The sequence below is a fragment of the Pseudobutyrivibrio sp. MD2005 genome (genome assembly GCF_000621865.1).
Classification (GTDB): Bacteria; Bacillota; Clostridia; order Lachnospirales; family Lachnospiraceae; genus Pseudobutyrivibrio.
Genome location: NZ_JHXE01000001.1, coordinates 11,981 through 30,267, shown reverse-complemented (window position 1 = coordinate 30,267; position 18,287 = coordinate 11,981). Strand labels below are relative to the sequence as shown.

16 protein-coding genes, 2 tRNA genes and 1 other RNA gene are annotated in these 18,287 nt (G+C 35.9%); 17 read left to right on the top strand and 2 right to left on the bottom strand.

What is annotated here, in order from left to right:
- Positions 1 to 51 precede the first annotated feature (51 nt).
- The 15 genes from T498_RS0100130 to T498_RS14390 all read left to right on the top strand — a co-directional run bounded on the left by T498_RS0100130 (position 52) and on the right by T498_RS14390 (position 16,105).
- Positions 52 to 139, top strand: a tRNA-Ser gene (locus T498_RS0100130).
- Positions 140 to 155: 16 nt separating this feature from the next.
- Positions 156 to 226 (top strand) — tRNA-Cys (locus T498_RS0100125).
- 94 nt (positions 227 to 320) lie between these two features.
- Positions 321 to 1,541: a tyrosine--tRNA ligase gene (gene tyrS, locus T498_RS0100120; RefSeq protein ID WP_028234154.1), complete on the top strand. Its 1,221-nt coding sequence runs from the start codon at positions 321 to 323 to the stop codon at positions 1,539 to 1,541.
- 67 nt (positions 1,542 to 1,608) lie between these two features.
- The gene (locus T498_RS0100115; protein WP_051524509.1) at positions 1,609 to 2,184 is read left to right on the top strand and encodes a phosphatase PAP2 family protein; all 576 of its coding nucleotides are present in this window, start codon (positions 1,609 to 1,611) and stop codon (positions 2,182 to 2,184) included.
- Between the two features lie 211 nt (positions 2,185 to 2,395).
- Positions 2,396 to 2,986 (top strand): manganese efflux pump MntP, encoded by a 591-nt coding sequence (locus T498_RS0100110; protein WP_028234152.1) that lies wholly within the window; start codon positions 2,396 to 2,398, stop codon positions 2,984 to 2,986.
- A gap of 8 nt (positions 2,987 to 2,994) precedes the next feature.
- Entirely contained in the window at positions 2,995 to 3,975 is a 981-nt protein-coding gene (locus tag T498_RS0100105; protein ID WP_028234151.1) for a calcium/sodium antiporter, read from the top strand.
- Between the two features lie 89 nt (positions 3,976 to 4,064).
- The gene (locus tag T498_RS0100100; RefSeq protein WP_028234150.1) at positions 4,065 to 4,421 is read left to right on the top strand and encodes a zinc ribbon domain-containing protein; all 357 of its coding nucleotides are present in this window, start codon (positions 4,065 to 4,067) and stop codon (positions 4,419 to 4,421) included.
- Between the two features lie 9 nt (positions 4,422 to 4,430).
- Positions 4,431 to 6,398, top strand: coding sequence for a methionine--tRNA ligase (gene metG / locus T498_RS0100095; RefSeq protein ID WP_028234149.1), 1,968 nt, complete (start codon positions 4,431 to 4,433; stop codon positions 6,396 to 6,398).
- 153 nt (positions 6,399 to 6,551) lie between these two features.
- Positions 6,552 to 7,337: a TatD family hydrolase gene (locus T498_RS0100090; RefSeq protein WP_028234148.1), complete on the top strand. Its 786-nt coding sequence runs from the start codon at positions 6,552 to 6,554 to the stop codon at positions 7,335 to 7,337.
- A 2-nt stretch (positions 7,338 to 7,339) separates the two neighbouring features.
- Complete coding sequence (gene rsmA, locus T498_RS0100085) at positions 7,340 to 8,194, top strand: 16S rRNA (adenine(1518)-N(6)/adenine(1519)-N(6))-dimethyltransferase RsmA (protein ID WP_028234147.1); 855 nt, start codon at positions 7,340 to 7,342, stop codon at positions 8,192 to 8,194.
- A gap of 30 nt (positions 8,195 to 8,224) precedes the next feature.
- Complete coding sequence (locus tag T498_RS0100080; protein ID WP_028234146.1) at positions 8,225 to 9,832, top strand: GGDEF domain-containing protein; 1,608 nt, start codon at positions 8,225 to 8,227, stop codon at positions 9,830 to 9,832.
- Between the two features lie 35 nt (positions 9,833 to 9,867).
- A complete protein-coding gene (locus T498_RS0100075) occupies positions 9,868 to 12,120 on the top strand; it encodes a YhgE/Pip domain-containing protein (protein ID WP_028234145.1) in 2,253 nt (750 codons plus the stop codon).
- Between the two features lie 27 nt (positions 12,121 to 12,147).
- Entirely contained in the window at positions 12,148 to 12,576 is a 429-nt protein-coding gene (locus T498_RS14395; RefSeq protein ID WP_051524508.1) for a hypothetical protein, read from the top strand.
- Positions 12,573 to 14,765 (top strand): YhgE/Pip domain-containing protein, encoded by a 2,193-nt coding sequence (locus tag T498_RS0100065; protein ID WP_028234144.1) that lies wholly within the window; start codon positions 12,573 to 12,575, stop codon positions 14,763 to 14,765. Before T498_RS14395 ends, T498_RS0100065 begins: the two co-directional genes overlap by 4 nt.
- Positions 14,766 to 14,815: 50 nt before the next feature.
- Positions 14,816 to 16,105 (top strand): alpha-amylase family glycosyl hydrolase, encoded by a 1,290-nt coding sequence (locus tag T498_RS14390; RefSeq protein WP_051524507.1) that lies wholly within the window; start codon positions 14,816 to 14,818, stop codon positions 16,103 to 16,105.
- Here T498_RS14390 and T498_RS0100055 read toward each other — a convergent pair whose 3' ends face one another.
- Complete coding sequence (locus T498_RS0100055; protein ID WP_028234143.1) at positions 16,106 to 16,654, bottom strand: GNAT family N-acetyltransferase; 549 nt, start codon at positions 16,652 to 16,654, stop codon at positions 16,106 to 16,108. It abuts the gene before it with no gap.
- A 26-nt stretch (positions 16,655 to 16,680) separates the two neighbouring features.
- Positions 16,681 to 17,376 carry an anaerobic ribonucleoside-triphosphate reductase activating protein gene (locus T498_RS0100050; RefSeq protein WP_028234142.1) on the bottom strand — a complete coding sequence of 232 codons (696 nt, stop codon included), beginning with the start codon at positions 17,374 to 17,376 and terminating at the stop codon, positions 16,681 to 16,683.
- Positions 17,377 to 17,572: 196 nt separating this feature from the next.
- Here T498_RS0100050 and tadA point away from each other — a divergent pair, with 196 nt between their 5' ends.
- Both tadA and ffs read left to right on the top strand, forming a co-directional pair.
- The gene (gene tadA / locus T498_RS0100045; protein WP_036977609.1) at positions 17,573 to 18,022 is read left to right on the top strand and encodes a tRNA adenosine(34) deaminase TadA; all 450 of its coding nucleotides are present in this window, start codon (positions 17,573 to 17,575) and stop codon (positions 18,020 to 18,022) included.
- A gap of 50 nt (positions 18,023 to 18,072) precedes the next feature.
- Positions 18,073 to 18,269: signal recognition particle sRNA large type (ffs, locus tag T498_RS16430), an RNA gene on the top strand.
- Positions 18,270 to 18,287: the final 18 nt, after the last annotated feature.

The window sequence follows — 18,287 nt, the reverse complement described above, 5'->3', positions numbered from 1 at the left end:
CTCTAGTAGAATAACACTTGCGTCGAACAAAAGAAGTAATACCTACAACTTGGAGAAGTACTCAAGAGGCCGAAGAGGCGCCCCTGCTAAGGGTGTAGGTCGGGCAACCGGCGCGAGGGTTCAAATCCCTCCTTCTCCGTTTTACTTTTATATATGGTGCCATAGCCAAGTGGTAAGGCAAAGGTCTGCAACACCTCTATCACCAGTTCAAATCTGGTTGGCACCTCTTTTTAATCCCTCGACCCTAGTAATGGGGGCGAGGGATTTTTGTTTATAAAAAAATATTACTGTTCAAAAATGTGAGAAAGGAGAATTTTGCAATGACAATTTATGACGAGTTAGTAGAACGTGGCCTCATTGCTCAGGTAACAAATGAGGAAGAAATTAAAAAATTAATTAATGAGGGCAAGGCAACTTTCTATATCGGCTTTGATTGTACTGCAGATAGCCTTACTGCTGGTCACTTTATGGCTCTCACACTTATGAAGAGATTACAGATGGCTGGAAATAAACCTATCGCTCTTATCGGTGGCGGTACAACAATGATTGGTGATCCTTCAGGTCGTACAGACATGAGAAAGATGCTCACACGTGAGGATATTGATCACAATGCAGAATGTTTCAAGCGTCAGATGGAGCGTTTCATTGATTTTTCTGATGATAAAGCTCTTATGGTTAACAATGCTGATTGGCTTCTTAACCTTAACTATGTAGATCTTCTTCGAGAGGTTGGTGCTTGCTTCTCAGTTAACAACATGCTTCGTGCTGAGTGCTACAAGCAGCGTATGGAAAAGGGTCTTTCATTCCTTGAGTTTAACTACATGATTATGCAGTCTTATGACTTCTACTACATGTTCCAAAAGTATAATTGTAACCTTGAATTTGGTGGCGATGATCAGTGGTCTAACATGCTTGGTGGTACAGAGCTTATCAGACGTAAGCTTGGTAAGGATGCCCATGCTATGACTATTACTCTTCTCACAGATTCACAGGGTAAGAAAATGGGTAAGACAGCTGGTAATGCAGTATGGCTTGATCCAAACAAGACTACACCATTCGAGTTCTATCAGTATTGGAGAAATGTTGGTGATGCAGACGTTCTCAAATGTATTCGTATGCTTACATTCCTTCCAATGGAGCAGATTCGTGAAATGGATAGTTGGGAAGGTGCAAAGCTCAATGAAGCAAAGGATATTTTAGCTTATGAGCTTACACAGATGGTACATGGTACAGAAGAAGCTGATAAAGCACGTGAGGCATCAAAGGCACTTTTTGCAGGTGGTGCTAATTCAGAGAATATTCCATGTCACAAGCTTGCTGACGAAGATTTCCGTGATGGAAAAGTAGATATTCTTCAGATTCTTGTTTCATCTGGACTTACAGCTAGCCGTGCTGAGGCTCGCCGTGCTGTACAGCAGGGTGGCGTATCTGTCAATGGAGAAAAGGTTGCTGATCCATTTACATCATACGAAAAATCAACATTTGTAGATGAATTCCTTCTTAAGAAAGGCAAAAAGTCATTTTGCAAGATTGAAGCTTAAGATAAAATGATATAATAAAAAGTGCCAAGGCTTAGCTTTGGCACTTTTATTGGTTATGGAGGATTTTATGGAAGCTATAATTGAAAATTCCAATATATTCTATTCTCAATGGGAGTTAGATTTATTACATTGGTTTCAAAGTATTCATAATACAGTTTTAGATTGGATTGTTCCAAAGATTACAATGTTAGCAAACGGCGGATGGTTTTGGATAGTCGCTACTCTCCTACTCCTCTTATTGCCCCATTATAGAAAAATTGGAGTACATGCTGCTGTCTCATTGATTATGGCAGCAATTATTTGTAATGTAATATTAAAACCATGGATAATGAGATGTAGACCATGTTGGCTTGAGCCAGAGGTTCAATTACTAGTAAAAATACCTCATGATTATTCATTTCCATCAGGTCATTCAAATGCGAGTTTTGCAGTAGCAACGGCTATTTTAATGAGAAATAAAAAACTTGGAATTCCAGCTATTGTGCTTGCGGCTTTAATTGCAATTAGTCGATTATATATATTCGTTCATTGGCCAACTGATGTAATTGTAGGTAGTCTAGTAGGAATTTGCTGCGGAATAATCAGTTATTTTATTGTTAATAACGTGTATAAAAGACATGAGAAAAACAGTATGTGTGGATAACTACAGTTGACAATTCCCTTATTTTTTTAGTATATTGTATACATCTTCGTGAGGGAGTAGCTAGCGCATATTGATTGTGTTGTTTGTCAACAGACTCGGTTTTTAACCTGGCAAACATTAAATAGTGAGACTCACGTGTAGCCCTTTAGGGTTGCACGTGGGTCTTTTGTTATATTAGAAACTTTCCTGCGATAGACGAAAGGAGTTTAATATGAGTGTTTTGGACATCTTCCTGCTTGGAGTAGGATTATCCATGGACGCATTTGCTGTATCAATCTGCAAAGGACTGGCAATGAGGCAGGTTAACAAAAAGCAAATGCTTGTTATAGCGCTATTTTTTGGAGGATTTCAGGCATTAATGCCACTAATCGGATGGTTAGTTGGAAGTACCTTTGCTAAAAAGATAGTTGCTTTTGATCACTGGATTGCATTTATTTTACTATTATATGTTGGTGGAAAAATGGTAATTGATGCTATTAAGGAATGGAAAGATATTGATATAGTTGATCAGATGGATCCACCTCTAGACATTAAAGAACTATTTGTACTTGCTATAGCAACAAGCATTGATGCATTAGCATGTGGAGTTACATTTTCATTTGAAGAGAATTTTAATATACTAAAGGCAATATTGATAATCGGAGTTACAACATTTGTACTCTCTTCTATCGCAGTATATGTTGGAAATATCTTTGGGGATAAATATAAAGCAAAAGCACAGCTTGCTGGAGGAATTATCCTTATATTACTTGGTACTAAGATTCTTTTAGAACATACAATGGGGATAAATTTTTTATTCTAGGAGGAAATATGGTTACATTTTTTTCGACAGTGCCGGGAGCACTAATATTACTTATTTTAGGATTCATCTTTTTGATTAAGGGAGCTGATTTTTTTGTTGAAGGCGCATCTGCAGTGGCAAAAAAGCTCCATGTTCCAGCTCTTGTAATTGGAATGACAATAGTTGCTATGGGAACATCACTTCCAGAACTTTCAGTTTCAGTTACAGCATCTTTAGCTGGAAGCAATCAGTTGGCAATTGGAAATGTAGTAGGATCTAATATATTCAATCTGATGGTAGTTTTAGGAAGTTGTGCACTCTTCTCTTCTCTCATGGTTGCAGATGAGACTATTAAAAGAGATTTTCCATTTTCGGTTGGATGCACTCTTGGACTAATGGTACTAGGTCTTATTGGAAATTCAGTTGGACATTTTGATGGTGCAATACTTCTTGTATTCTTTGCAATATTCTTAGGAATAATGCTAAAAAGTGCTATGAAATCAAGAAATGCTGTTAAAGAAAGTAATGAAGAACAGGAAATTGTTGATATTCCAACATGGCTTTGCATCATATATATAGTTGGCGGTGCTGTTGCAATTAAGTTTGGTGGTGATTGGGTTGTTGATTCATGTACTACTCTGGCATTGAAGTTTGGAATGTCAGAAACACTTGTTGGACTTACAATAGTTGCACTTGGAACTTCTCTTCCAGAGCTTGTTACATCAGTAGTTGCTGCCAAGAAAAATAAGTTGGATATGGCAATTGGTAATGTAGTAGGTTCAAATGTATTTAATGTATTGCTTATATTAGGAGTTGCGGGAGCGATATCTCCAATGACTTATCTAACAGTAAATGCAATTGATACATTAATTTTAGTTGCATTTTCAGGCATAATCTGGATTTTCTGTATTAAGAAAAAGAGTTTAAATAGATTTAATGGTATCATTATGCTTGCTTTATATTTTGCATACCTGGCATATATTATTATCAGAGATGGTGGACTTTCATAAAACGGTAAAAAAGTGGTAAAAAAACGGGTTATGTGTTAAAATCAAAAGGTTTAAAGGGCTTATTTTTTCGTTTAAGCGGAGGTAATACAATGGGATTATTAGATGAGCTTTCAGATAGCATAGCAAGTACAACCAAAGAGTTTGGCAAGTTTGCGCAAAATGCTGGAGATTTAACTAAATTACAATACGATAAAAAGGTTAAAGAAGGTGAACTAATAAAGCTTTATGAAAAACTAGGTAAAAAATACTATCAGGAGCATAAGGAAGAGGATATAGAAGAGATTAAAGAAATCACAGCTGTTACTCTTCGAATTAAAGAAATATCAGAAGATATTATGGCTCTTAAGGGTGGTGTTGCATGTCCTAAGTGTCAGGCACTAGTTAAAAATGGTTCCAAGTATTGCAGCGCTTGCGGAGCAAAAATAGAGGATATATTTGAAGAGTAGGAGTTAAAAATGGGTAACAAAGGCAATTATTACATTACAACAGCGATTGCTTACACATCAGGTAAGCCACACATTGGAAATACATACGAAATCGTACTTGCAGACAGTATAGCTCGTTTTCGTCGTCAGGAGGGATATGATGTATTCTTCCAGACAGGTACAGATGAGCACGGCCAAAAGATTGAGCTTAAGGCTGCAGAGGCAGGTATTACTCCAAAGGAATTTGTAGATAATGTATCAGGACAGGTTCGTTCAATCTGGGATTTAATGAATACATCTTATGATAAATTTATCCGTACTACAGATGAAGATCATGAGAAACAGGTTAAGAAGATTTTTAAGAAGCTCTATGATAAGGGCGATATTTATAAGAGCTCTTACGAAGGACTTTACTGTACACCATGTGAGTCTTTCTGGACTGAGTCACAGCTTGTAGATGGTAAGTGCCCAGACTGCGGTCGTGAGGTACAGCCAGCTAAGGAAGAGGCTTACTTCTTCAAAATGAGCAAATATGCTGATAAGCTTATTGAATATATCAATACACATCCTGAGTTTATCCAGCCTGTATCACGTAAGAACGAGATGATGAACAACTTCTTACTTCCAGGTCTTCAGGATCTTTGCGTATCACGTACATCATTTACATGGGGAATCCCAGTAGATTTTGATCCAAAGCATGTTGTATATGTATGGCTTGATGCCCTTACAAACTATATTACAGGTATCGGTTACGATTGTGACGGTGAGTCTACAGACCAGTTTAAGGCTCTTTGGCCAGCAGACCTTCACCTTATCGGAAAGGATATTATCCGTTTCCATACAATTTATTGGCCAATTTTCCTTATGGCTCTTGATCTTCCACTTCCAAAGCAGGTATTTGGTCATCCATGGCTTCTTACAAAGGCTGCAGATGGTGGCGATGACAAGATGTCTAAGTCAAAGGGAAATGTTATCTATGCTGATGAATTAGTTGATTTCTTCGGTGTAGATGCAGTTAGATATTTCGTTCTTCACGAGATGCCATTTGAAAACGATGGTGCTATCTCATGGCCACTTATGGTTGAGCGTGTAAATTCAGATCTTGCTAATACACTTGGTAACCTTGTTAACCGTACAATTTCTATGAGCAATAAATACTTTGGCGGTGTTGTCGAGGATAAGGGTGTTGCAGAAGAAGTTGATGCAGATCTTAAATCAGTAGTTACAGGAACAGTTAAGGCTGTAGAAGATAAAATGGCTGAACTTCGTGTAGCTGATGCTATCACAGAAGTATTTAATCTATTCAAGAGATGTAATAAATATATCGACGAGACAATGCCATGGGCACTTGCAAAGGACGAGGCAAAGCAGGATAGACTTGCTACTGTTCTTTACAATCTTGTTGAAGGAATTTCAATCGGTGCTACTCTTCTTAAGGCATTTATGCCAGAGACATCTGAAAAGGTACTTGCTCAGATTGGTGCTAAAGAAATTCCATATGATGAGCTTTCTACATTCGGACATTATGTAAATGGTGATAAGGTAACAGATTCTCCTGAGATTCTTTTTGCTCGTCTTGATCTTGACGAAGTTATGGCAAAGGTAGCTGAGCTTCACCCTGCACAGCCAGAAGAATCAGATGATGAGGAAGGTATTGATATCGAGGCAAAGCCAGAAATCACATTTGATGATTTCATGAAGCTTCAGTTCCAAGTTGGAAAGATTGTTGCTTGTGAGGCAGTTAAGGGTTCTAAGAAGCTTCTTTGCTCTCAAGTAAAGATTGGTTCTCAGACAAAGCAGATTGTTTCAGGAATTAGTAAGCACTACTCTCCTGACGAAATGGTTGGCAAGAAGGTAATGGTTCTCGTAAACCTTAAGCCAGCAAAGCTTGCAGGCGTATTATCAGAGGGAATGCTTCTTTGTGCTGAGGATGCTGCGGGAAATCTCGCCCTCATGACTCCAGAAAAGGATATGCCTAACGGAGCAGAAATCTGCTAGGAATTATAAGCGTAACAGGCGAGAAAATTATGCACTAAAGTATAGATAGCCTGTAACAGACAATCTCTAAATGTTGCTGTAAGGAACATCTAGTGACTGAAAGCAATATTTAGGATTGTATGTGTAACAGGCGAGCCACACATGAGGTTATTAATGATTTTTGAGACACATGCTCATTATGATGATGAGAAGTTCGACGAGGATAGAGTCGAACTTCTTTCTCATTTATTGAGAGAAAATGGAATAGAAAAATTAGTGAATGTAGGGGCTTCTTTTGAAGGCTGCAAGAACAGCTTAGCCCTTGCTGAAGAATATGAAAATGTATATGCAGCAGTTGGTATTCATCCAGAGGAAATTGATGAAATAGATGATGAAGTATTGGATTGGATGCGAAAAACAGCGTCACACCCAAAGGTTGTGGCGATTGGTGAAATCGGTCTAGACTATTATTGGGTGAAGGATGAGGCGCAAAGAGCAAAGCAAAGAGAATGGTTTAATAGGCAGATGGATTTGGCTCTTGAAGTAGAACTGCCGGTAATAATACACTCAAGGGACGCTGCAGAAGACACTTTAAACACAATTAAGATGTATAATAATAGGCACCTGAAAGGTATTGTCCATTGTTATTCGTATTCTAAAGAAATAGCTTTGGAATATGTAAAAATGGGTTGGTACATAGGTGTAGGTGGTGTCGTAACATTTAAAAATGCTAAAAAACTTGTGGAGACAGTTGAAGCAATACCACTTGAAAGTATTGTATTAGAGACTGATTGTCCTTATATGGCACCAGTTCCTCATAGAGGAGAAAGAAATTCTTCTATCTATCTTACATTAGTTGCAGAAAAGATAGCAGAAATAAAGGGTGTTTCTTTAGAAGAAGTTGAAAGAATCACTTATGAAAATGCACTTAACATATATAATAAAAGTAAAAGGAATTAAACATGGCATATTTAAGTAATCCAACATATACACGTGCTGTTTTAGAGGCACATGGATTCTCATTTCAAAAAAAATATGGTCAGAACTTTCTTATTGATGGGAATGTTTTGAATAGCATTATAGATGCAGCAGGCATTACAAAAGATGATTTTGTGCTTGAAATAGGCCCAGGAATCGGAACTATGACACAGCGCCTTTGTGAGGAAGCAAGGGAAGTTGTTGCTGTAGAAATTGATAAGACTCTGATTCCAATTTTGGCTGATACTCTCTCATCATATAAGAATTGGACTGTAATTAATCAAGATATTCTCAAAGTTGATATCAATAAGTTAGCTGAAGAAAAAAATGCTGGAAAACCTATCAAGGTTGTAGCAAATTTGCCTTATTATATTACAACACCAATCATTATGGGATTATTTGAAAGTCATGTACCACTTGAGTCAATTACTATAATGATTCAGAAGGAAGTTGCGGATAGAATGCAGGAAGGCCCTGGTTCAAAGGAATATGGAGCTCTCTCTCTCGCTGTTCAGTATTATTCTAAGCCTGAAATCGTGTGTGAGGTTCCACCAAGTTGCTTTATACCACAGCCTAAGGTGTCTAGTACAGTAATTACGCTTAAATGTCATGATAATCCGCCAGTAGAATGTGATGAGAAACTCTTATTCCAGATAATAAGAGCATCATTTAATCAAAGACGTAAAACATTACAAAATGGATTAAGTAATGGTTTACACTATTCTAAGGAACAAATTGCTGAAGCAATTGAAAAAGCTGGATTCAGTCCAACTATAAGAGGTGAAGCATTATCATTAGAGGATTTTGCTACCCTGACAAATATTTTAAAAGAAAGCTAGTGAAGCTTAATGTATTGGGGAATATGATGTATGGATGTTCGTAGTTATAGCAGAGAGATTCAACTTCTAATAGGTGATATACAAAAGAATAGAGGTAAGGATTCTACTGCCCTAATTCAGGCATGTGATGAGCTGCTTGCATACGGCAAGGGATTGAAGGATGATGCATTGATTGGATATGCTTATTTTTCAAAGGGTGAGACATATTATCTTTTGAATGATGCATCAAACTTTTATTCTCAAATGCTGTCTTGCATGGGCCCTATGGAGCATGTTAAAGAATGGGGTTATGTTGCTATGGCCAACAACATGCTAGGAATCGTTTCTTTAAATCGTGGAAATGCCCCTTTTGCTCTAGATTATTTCATAAAAGCAATCAGTATTTGTGAGGACTACTCTCTTCCAGATATTGAATGGATGATACATATGAATCTTGGTTCACTGTATCTAAATATCGAAGAATTTCAAAAATCTATTTCACATACAGAAATTGCATATAGATATCTATTAGACCACAAAGATATTGAAAACTATACAGAAAGTATCACTGCTACCCTACTTGGTATGGGGCGAGCATATTTGATGTTAGATCAGGATGATAAATATTTAGAGATTGAAAAGCGTCTTAGGGTCGACTGTCTTCCATTCTTGCAGGAAATGGATAAAATCGTTATTTTTTGCTTTTTTGCAAGAGTTCATCAGGCAATATCCGAAGAAGAAGCCAGGGATTATTGGATAAAAATGGTTAATGAGCATGCTAGCACCAGTATGCCTATTTTGGATGTATTTGATGATTTCTATGATTATCTACACATGTTATTAACTATTGAAAAATATGATGATTTCTTTAATGCATACACAATCTTAGACGATCTAACAAAACGCACGGCTATTAAGAATCTAGAAAGAAAACTTCTTACTTTAAAAATCAGATATTACAGACGCGTAGGACAAATTGAGGAATATAAAATAGCTTCAGTCCTTTATTTTGAGCTGTCAGAATTTATGGAACGTGAAAACAGATTGATGGTTAGTAATATGATCGTTATGCACAATTCGTATATGGAGCTTACACAAATCAATCGAAAAGTCGAAGAAAAGAATACATTCTTACAAAAACGTTCAGAGACAGATCCTTTAACGGGAATGTATAATAGACTGAAACTTAATGAATATAGTGAGGAAGCTTTTGAAAAGGCATTAATCAATAGAACAAGCATTGCAGTAGAGATTCTTGATATAGATTTCTTTAAGCAGTTTAATGATAACTATGGTCATCAAAAAGGTGATGAATGTATCAAATTTATAGCCAATACTCTTATGAAACTAGCGGAATATGAGGGTATTTTCGTTGCCAGATATGGCGGTGATGAGTTTGTTGTTATTTATGAAGGACTCAGTTATGAAATGGTAGAGGCTAAAGCTAATGAACTGAGAGAAATGATTTATGAAGAAAATGTTGAGCATCTCTTCTCTCTTACCGATGATAGAGTCACAATTTCACAGGGAATATGCTATGGAGTTCCTGAAAGGGATGACAGCATGTTTGCTTATCTACAAGGGGCAGATAAGATGTTATACGAGGTAAAACAACATAGCAGAAATGCCATAAAAATTAGTAAAGCTTCCGATTTATAGTTTTATTTGAATATAAATAAAAGGGACGTATAAATATGAAAACCATAAAAAGGATATTTTTAGATGACATTTTGGGCTTGGTAAAGAATTTCTTTGCACTAGTAATAGTGCTTGGAGTATGTTTTTTACCAGCGCTTTATGCATGGTTTAATATTTATTCTAATTGGAATCCATATGGAAATACTGGCGCACTAAAAATTGCAGCAGTATCAATGGATAAGGGATATACAGATGAAGATGGCAAGTATCACAATCAAGGTGATACTATCATGGAAAATCTAAAAGAAAACACATCAGTCAATTGGCAATTCGTAGATTCATCAGAAGACGCTGTAAATGGCGTATATAGCGGCAAGTATTATGCCGCTGTAGTTGTCGATGAAAATTTCACATACAACATGTTCAATGTTCTTACAGAAAAAGTAGATAGACCTACTCTTCACTTCTATGAGAATCAAAAGAAAAATCCAGTAGCAACTAAAATATCAGATACAGTTGTGCAGACATTGCAGAATAATATAAATGTAGCTTTCACAGAGGTTGTTGTCAGCGAGCTTTTTTCAAATGCGGAAGACGTATCGAATGACATTCAAGAAGAAGGAAGCGTTGATAAGGCATTAGAAAAGCTTCAGTCACTTAGTGAAGATCTTACAACATATCAAAACTCACTTACAGAAATAATAGACAATGATGCTAAGCTTCAGGAATCTCTGGAGGCTGCAAAGGTAGATGCTGGCAACCTGAAAGATCAGGCATATAAAAGCGCAAAAGCTGTTAAGGACTCTGCTAGTGATGCAGTAAAGGCAAATACTACAATCAATAGCTATTCCGAAGATGTAAATAAAGCCCTTGATGTTATAAATAGTAAATCGGCAGATTTGACAAAAATACTTGATGAGTTATCTAGTTCAAACGATGCGGCAGTTATTAATAGCAAATTACAGGAAGCATCAGTCTTAATATGCGAAATCGAAAAGGATATTTATGCCCTACCAAATACAATTGGTGAAGAAAGATTGGATTTTGCAAAAGAACACACATTAAATCGACTAAACAGAACAATGAGTCTGATTCTTAATTTTGAAAGAATCTTTAAAACAGATAACCAGGAGTTAAAGGCTTTAATAAGTAATCTTCAAAAATCAGTAAATGAAATAGATTTTTCTGAAGAAAATGTATCTGCCAAAATTTCAGAAATAAATTCACTTGAAGAAGCTATAAAATCAATGGGATTAAATGGCGTAACCGTTGATGTTAATGATGATTTGAGAAGCGCTCTTAAAGAAGCAAAGCAGGAAGGGGCTAATTTAGAATCTACTTTAAACAGCGAAGTAATACCAAAGATAAGTACAGGCTTATCTTCTCTCTCAGGAATGTTAGATAACACAAACGCATTGCTAAATAATGTGGGTGAAACATTTGGCAATTTAGAAATAATGTTTGATGCTATAGGTAGCACAATCGATAATGCAAACACAAGTCTTGAAAAAACTAACGAAGCAATCGTGTATGTAAATGGTAGATTGATTGAGTTAATTAATGATGTTGAGAAGGCTGGAGAAAGTGAAAAGCTAAAAGTATTAATTAATGCTTTGTCAGGTGACCCAGAAATGTATGGAAAATTCTTTTCAACACCTGTAGAAGTAGTTACTGAAGAAGTATATCCAATAGAGAATTATGGTTCGGCAGTTGCACCTTTCTACTCTACATTGGCATTTTGGGTTGGAGCTTTAATTCTAACAGCATTAATTAAAGTAAAACCGGATAAAGAAAAATATTCAAATGCGTCTTTAAGACAATTATTTTTTGGTAGATATGTACTATTTTGGATATTAGGACAAATTCAAGCGGTAATTATTGTTATTGGAGACATATATCTATTAAAAATTCAGTGTTTACATCCTGGATTATTCTTACTTGCAGGTTCCATAATAGCGACAACATTTACCCTATTAATCTATTCACTTGTTGTTACTTGGGGAGATGCAGGTAAGGCATTGGCAGTAGTACTTGTAGTTATCCAAATAGCTGGAAGCTCCGGAACTTATCCAATTGAATTACTACCAGATTTTTTTAAAAAGATGTACATTTTCTTCCCATTCCCTTATGCGATAAATGCCATAAGAGAATGCCTATGCGGTTTATATAAAATGGATTATGTTAAATATCTTGGCACACTGCTAATCTTTATAGCTGTGGCATTATTTATAGGATTACTCATAAGAATTCCATTTGAGCCAATTAATCATTATATGGAAGAACGAATGGAAGACACGGAAATGATGTAGAAAATCTTCGTAATTTGAGGAAAAAATATGGCTAACGATAAAGAAATATTGTATGAAAAGTTTTTGGATTTGCAGCAGCAAATTCATCAAAAGAATCAAAGAAAAATCAAAGTAGGATTAAAAGTAAATATTCTACTTCCATTAGTGTTTTTGATTATTAGTTTTGTTTCCAAGCGCTCCAAACTGGTATTTCTTTTACTTTGGATAATCTCACTATTTGGAATAGCTTTTTATCTTTTGTATGTTGAATATATGGATTTTAAGTTACAAGAACAATTAAGGGAACTTGGAATAATGGAAAAAGAGGCAGAAGCCCAAGCTTTAATTGGTGAGGAAGTCATTCAGAGCATTAAAGATATTCACGATGCAAGTAACGAGATGGTTAATGATATAAAAGATTTAAAAAATGGACTTAAATCAGATATACGATCAATAGGAGACAAATTGAAAAAATGAAAAATGTGATAAAAATAATTGTCTCAGACATAAAAAGGTTATCTGTAAATGTTGTTGCCATGGTTGTAATAATAGGACTTACAGTAATTCCTAGCTTATATGCGTGGTTTAATATTCTTTCCAATTGGGATCCATATGGGGCAGATGCCACAAAACATCTTCAGGTTGCTGTAGCATCATCAGACCAAGGAATAGTAATCGGAAGTATTGAGCTAAATGTTGGAGATTTAATAATTAGTAATCTAAAAGAGAATACAACTATAGGCTGGGTATTCACAGATACAGCCGAAGAAGCCATTGACGGAGTGTATTCTGGAGACTATTACGCAGCACTTGTAATAGATGAAGAATTTAGCGCAAACATGATAAGTTTCCTTGGTGGAAATATCGAAAATCCAGTAATAACTTATTATGAGAATGAGAAGAAAAATGCTATTGCTCCAAAAATCACATCGAAGGTAAAGACTACTATAGAGCGTGAAGTAGATCATGCTTTTGTAGGTACTATTGCAGAATCACTGCTTAAAGGTGGAGAATATTTTGCCACACTTGATGAAGAAGGCAATATAACAGGTGAAGGAATTGCCAAGTTAGAGAGATTAGATTCTGATTTAAACGGAGTGATTGCTTTATTAGATTCTTATGTAGCACTTGTAGATTCAACTGAAAGTGTTGCTAGTGCTGGAGAAGCTATTACAGATAGCGCTGACTCTATTACAAAGCTAGCAGAAGAAATGGCAAAATCAGCTCAGAATTCTGCAGCAGATACAAAAAATGATATACAAGATATAAAGAACAAAAAAGACGATAAGGTTTCTGGATTTAACGATTACTTAGATAATGTAGATGGAAAAGTCGAAGAAATAAGAAGTCTTGTTAATGCGATTGCACCAAAAGCTGGAGTCAATAGTATTCAGGAAATCAATGAAAAGGTACTAGCATTCCAGGCTGATTGGGGTACACGTGATGATGGTGCAGGCTATTATTATCTTTTAACCCATGTAAATACGGGCTTATTAATAGATAAAAATACAGTAGATAAGATTGCAGCATGGGCAGATAGTTTTAATGAAAAAGTCCAAAAATTAGATGATGATGTTTTTGCTGTTGAAGAAGCTGTTTCAAATGGTAAGGGCAATATTGAAGAGGCTAAAAATGCATTATCAAAAGATTTACAGGCTTGTTTAGATGAAACAAAGGATGTTAGAGAAAAGTATGTTTCAGCAATAGAACCTATGGAGCAAGAAGTAATAAGCTCTGCTTCTAATTCGGTGGCGGAAATTGAAAAGCTGCTTAACTACAATGCGACAAGTATTGATTTAGTAGTGGATAATTTGGATAACTATTCAACAATAATGAATCAGTCCAAGGAATCCCTTGTTAAATCAAGGGATGAGGCCATTGAAATGGAAGAACAATTGTCTTCTATGATTGCTGAAATCAAAAGTTTAGGCCAAAATGATGCATATAAAAAGCTAATGGATTTACTGAAATCTGATCCAGAATTACTATCTGATTTTATCAGTAGCCCGGTAGAGATTTCCGATGAATATATTTATCCTGTTGAAAATAATGGTTCCATGACAGCGCCATTTTATATTGTTTTATCTATATGGGTTGGTTCGCTTATTATGTCTACAATCCTCAAAACAAATATTAAGAACAAAGAAGGCTTTGAAAATCTTAAAAACTGGCAATGCTTCTTTGGTAGATACTTTGTAACATTTGTAATTGGTCAAATACAAACAATAATTACAGTCATGGGCGCTTTATTGTTTGTTGGAATCCAGTGTGAGCATCCATTTTACCTATGGTTAGCCTGTGCATGGTCTGTACTAATATATTCGTTATTCTTGTATGCCCTTTCATATTCATTTGGTAATCTTGGCGAGGCATTATCAGTAGTACTCATGGTTATACAGGTAGCGGGAGCAGGCGGAACTTTTCCAATTGAAGTTCTTCCAAAGGTATTCCAAATCCTATATAAGTTTATGCCATTCAACTATTCGATGAATGCAGTAAGAGAATGTATAGCCGGATTCTATAAGCACACATATAGAAACTGTATGTTAACACTTATTATATATGGCATTGTGGCTATTTTTATTGGAGTCGTATTATATCATCCTTTCAAGTTAATAAATGAAAAAATTGAGAACAGTAAAGAAAATTCGGGCATTTTGATTTAAAATAAAGGCAGGGCAACCTGCCTTTAAATATTATATAGTGGGAGGTTTTTATGAGAGACATCGAGTGGGTTAAGAAATCGGTATTTTATCACATTTATCCTTTAGGCGCTTTTGGATGCCCTAGAGAGAATAAAGGTGAAGAGACAGCTGGTAGAAGAATTCTTACATTGATTGATTGGATACCACATCTCAAGGAAATAGGCGTAAATGCAATATATTTAGGACCTATTATGGAATCAGGCACACATGGATATGACACAATCGATTATTACAAAATTGATAGTCGATTAGGCACCAATGATGATTTTAAAAAAGTAGTTTCGGAATGTCATAAGAATGACATAAAAGTGGTATTAGACGGAGTCTTCAATCATGTAGGTAGAGGACATGAAGCTTTTGTCGATGTTTTGAAAAATCGCGAAAACTCAAGCTATAAGGAATGGATAGCAGGATTAAACTTAGGTGGTAACAACTGGCATAATGACGGTTTGTCATACGAATGTTGGTCAGGTGCAGAAGAATTAGTTAAACTCAACCATTGGTGTGAAGCTGTGGATAACCATATACTAAACGCAGTGGGAATGTGGATAGATGAATTTGATATAGATGGCCTTAGATTGGATGCTGCAGATTGCATAGAAAGAGGCTTTTTCAAACGACTAAAAGCCTTTACAGAGCAGAAAAAATCAAGCTTCTGGTTGATGGGAGAAATAATCCATGGAGATTATAATATCTATGTCAACGAAGAAATGCTGGATGCTGTAACAAATTACGAGTGTTGGAAGGGAATATACTCTAGTCATAATGATCACAATTATTTTGAGATAAATTATGCTATGAAGCGCCAATGGGGCCAGGGTGGATTGTATGCAGGAAAGTATTTATACAATTTTGTGGACAATCATGATGTAAATCGCATAGCTACACTTTTAACTGATAAGGAAAACATCTTCCCAACATACACACTACTATTCACAATGCCTGGAATTCCTTCAATCTACTATGGAAGTGAGTGGGCTATTGAAGGTGATAAAAAATCTGGAGACGGAGATTATGCATTGCGACCAGCAATTGATATTAAATCTATGAAAAATCCAGACTTAATAGAACATATAAAGACACTTGCTGATATCAGAAAAGAGTCAAAGGCACTTCAGCAAGGAATATACGAGGAAGTGCAGGTTAAAAATGAAACTTTAGTATTTGCAAGAGTATATGAGGATGAGTATGTGGTAGTTGCTCTGAACAATACGGCAGAAAAAAAGCCTCTAAGTTTTGATTATAGAGGCCAGCATTACGATATTGAATTAGAACCACATGGAAGTAAAATTTTAAAATAATTAATTATCCGCTAAATAAGCATACATGCAATGATCAAGGCGTTCTCCGTTGATAATAATTTTATCTCGGAGGATGCCTTCAAATTTAAATCCAAGTTTTTCGACCATATGAATAGATGGCATATTATCAGGCAAAATAAGGGCTTCAAAACGATGAATATCAAAATCTTCTACAAGAAGAGGAATTGTAGCCTTGATAGCTTCGCTACAGTAACCTTTATTCATGTTATCTCTATCCATTTTGTATCCAACTGTACAGCATGCATAAATAGGTCTAACAATATTTCTATAGCTTAAAGTACCAATGATTTCGTATGGATTATCTTTATTAAATATCCAATATCTAATCATCACAAGACGCAGAATATTCTTATGCTCAAAATCTAGAATTTTCTTTTGATGGGCAAGTGTGTAAAAATCATCACCTATAACAGGCTCGTATTTTTCAAAAATATCACGGTTTTTCTGATAAAATTTAAGAACCATAGGAGCTGACTCAGGCCCCAATACTTTAAGTAACAGTCGATCTGTTTTAACTTCAAATTTCATGCCAAATTCCCCATATTACATAATATTTAATCTACACCTCTTAGGTTAGTATTTGTTATGTATGGTTTCAATAGGTTAACAAAATCTTTTAATGTATCGTAATCATGTGGTGAAAAAATAGGATTAATCACCTGTTCAGATTCTTTATAGCTCTGTAGATAATAAGCTTTTGCACCCTTTAGCCACTCACCAATGGCTATCATATCAGATGAATCATGACATTCCTTCATGATAGTAGTTCTAAATTCATAGTCTACCTTTCCCTCAAGTAAGATAGAAACAGATTCTTCAATAGGCTTAATATCAAAATTTTTCATGCAGGCAATAGAATTGTATTTTTCTTTTGAATTTTTGATATCCATGGCGATATAGTCCACAAGTCCATTATCTATAAGCCCTCTAAGCATGGCAGGATTGGTGCCATTAGAATCAAGCTTAACCAATAGTCCTAAATCCTTAATTTTCTTGATAAAATCAGGTAGGTCTTTGTGTAGAGTAGGCTCGCCACCAGTGATACATACACCATCTAAAACGCGTTTCTTCGCGATTAAATGGTCAAAAATCTCTTCTTCAGAAAAAGCAAATGCATCAGCAGGTGGAATAACAAGTTCGCTGTTATGACAATATGGACATTTAAAATTACAGCCACCAGTAAAAATGGTGGATGCAACCTTGCCAGGAAAGTCTAAAAGCGTTGTTTTTTGTAGTCCTAGTATTAACATAAGCTTTCTTTCCTTTTGTATATAAAAGTGATATAAATAACATAGCAGAAATTGCGTATATTCGCTATTTACAAGAAAAGTATAGCAAAACAGGAGGGGAAAATCTATGATGTCAAAGGAGGAACGCGAAGAAAAGCGTTTAGCCAAGCAGATAGAGAAAGACGAAAAGCATAATCTGAAAATCTATGAAAAATACATGGAGCAAGCTCTAAAGGAGGCACAAAAAGCCTATGACATTAACGAAGTCCCAATTGGTTGCGTAATTGTTCAAGATGATAAGATAATTGCACGTGGATACAATCGAAGAAATACTGAAAAGAGTGTTTTAGCTCATGCAGAAATTGCAGCAATTTCAGAGGCTTGTAAAAAGACAGGCGACTGGAGACTAGAAGATTGTGTTTTATACGTAACTCTTGAGCCATGTCAAATGTGTGCAGGAGCAATAGTTCAGGCTAGAATCCCAAAAGTTGTAGTGGGAGCTATGAATCCTAAAGCAGGCTGTGCAGGCTCAGTTATCAACATTTTACAGATAGATAAGTTCAACCATCAGTGCGAATTGGAGACAGGAATTTTAGGCGAAAGATGCACTCAGATGATGACGAAATTCTTTGAAGAGTTAAGGGAACAGAAAAATCAAATTATGTAATACATGGATTTTATTGACAAAGGAGTCCTTTTTAGCTTAAAATAAGGACTCCGAGCAATAAATTTAGATATCATTTGGCGGTCGCTTTATGGGGGCTATGATCTTTGGGTCCTGCGTAATGGGCACCTACGAATCGTGTCAGGGCAGGAATGCAGCAGCACTAAGTAGGACCGTTCATCTGACGCGGGGTCACCTGAAGGGAGTCCTCACAGAGCGGCTACCAAATGATATCTAGAGATTGGCTCGGTATTTTTGTATATAGAGC

Coding starts and splice junctions, on each gene's coding strand:
- T498_RS0100050 (WP_028234142.1), bottom strand. CDS start 17,376: ATGTTAATACTAGGACTACAAAAAACAACGCTTTTAGACTTTCCTGGC.
- T498_RS0100065 (WP_028234144.1), top strand. CDS start 12,573: ATGAAAAATGTGATAAAAATAATTGTCTCAGACATAAAAAGGTTATCT.
- tyrS (WP_028234154.1), top strand. CDS start 321: ATGACAATTTATGACGAGTTAGTAGAACGTGGCCTCATTGCTCAGGTA.
- tadA (WP_036977609.1), top strand. CDS start 17,573: ATGGAGCAAGCTCTAAAGGAGGCACAAAAAGCCTATGACATTAACGAA.
- T498_RS0100110 (WP_028234152.1), top strand. CDS start 2,396: ATGAGTGTTTTGGACATCTTCCTGCTTGGAGTAGGATTATCCATGGAC.
- rsmA (WP_028234147.1), top strand. CDS start 7,340: ATGGCATATTTAAGTAATCCAACATATACACGTGCTGTTTTAGAGGCA.
- T498_RS14395 (WP_051524508.1), top strand. CDS start 12,148: ATGGCTAACGATAAAGAAATATTGTATGAAAAGTTTTTGGATTTGCAG.
- T498_RS14390 (WP_051524507.1), top strand. CDS start 14,816: ATGAGAGACATCGAGTGGGTTAAGAAATCGGTATTTTATCACATTTAT.
- T498_RS0100080 (WP_028234146.1), top strand. CDS start 8,225: ATGGATGTTCGTAGTTATAGCAGAGAGATTCAACTTCTAATAGGTGAT.
- metG (WP_028234149.1), top strand. CDS start 4,431: ATGGGTAACAAAGGCAATTATTACATTACAACAGCGATTGCTTACACA.
- T498_RS0100105 (WP_028234151.1), top strand. CDS start 2,995: ATGGTTACATTTTTTTCGACAGTGCCGGGAGCACTAATATTACTTATT.
- T498_RS0100090 (WP_028234148.1), top strand. CDS start 6,552: ATGATTTTTGAGACACATGCTCATTATGATGATGAGAAGTTCGACGAG.
- T498_RS0100075 (WP_028234145.1), top strand. CDS start 9,868: ATGAAAACCATAAAAAGGATATTTTTAGATGACATTTTGGGCTTGGTA.
- T498_RS0100115 (WP_051524509.1), top strand. CDS start 1,609: ATGGAAGCTATAATTGAAAATTCCAATATATTCTATTCTCAATGGGAG.
- T498_RS0100100 (WP_028234150.1), top strand. CDS start 4,065: ATGGGATTATTAGATGAGCTTTCAGATAGCATAGCAAGTACAACCAAA.
- T498_RS0100055 (WP_028234143.1), bottom strand. CDS start 16,654: ATGAAATTTGAAGTTAAAACAGATCGACTGTTACTTAAAGTATTGGGG.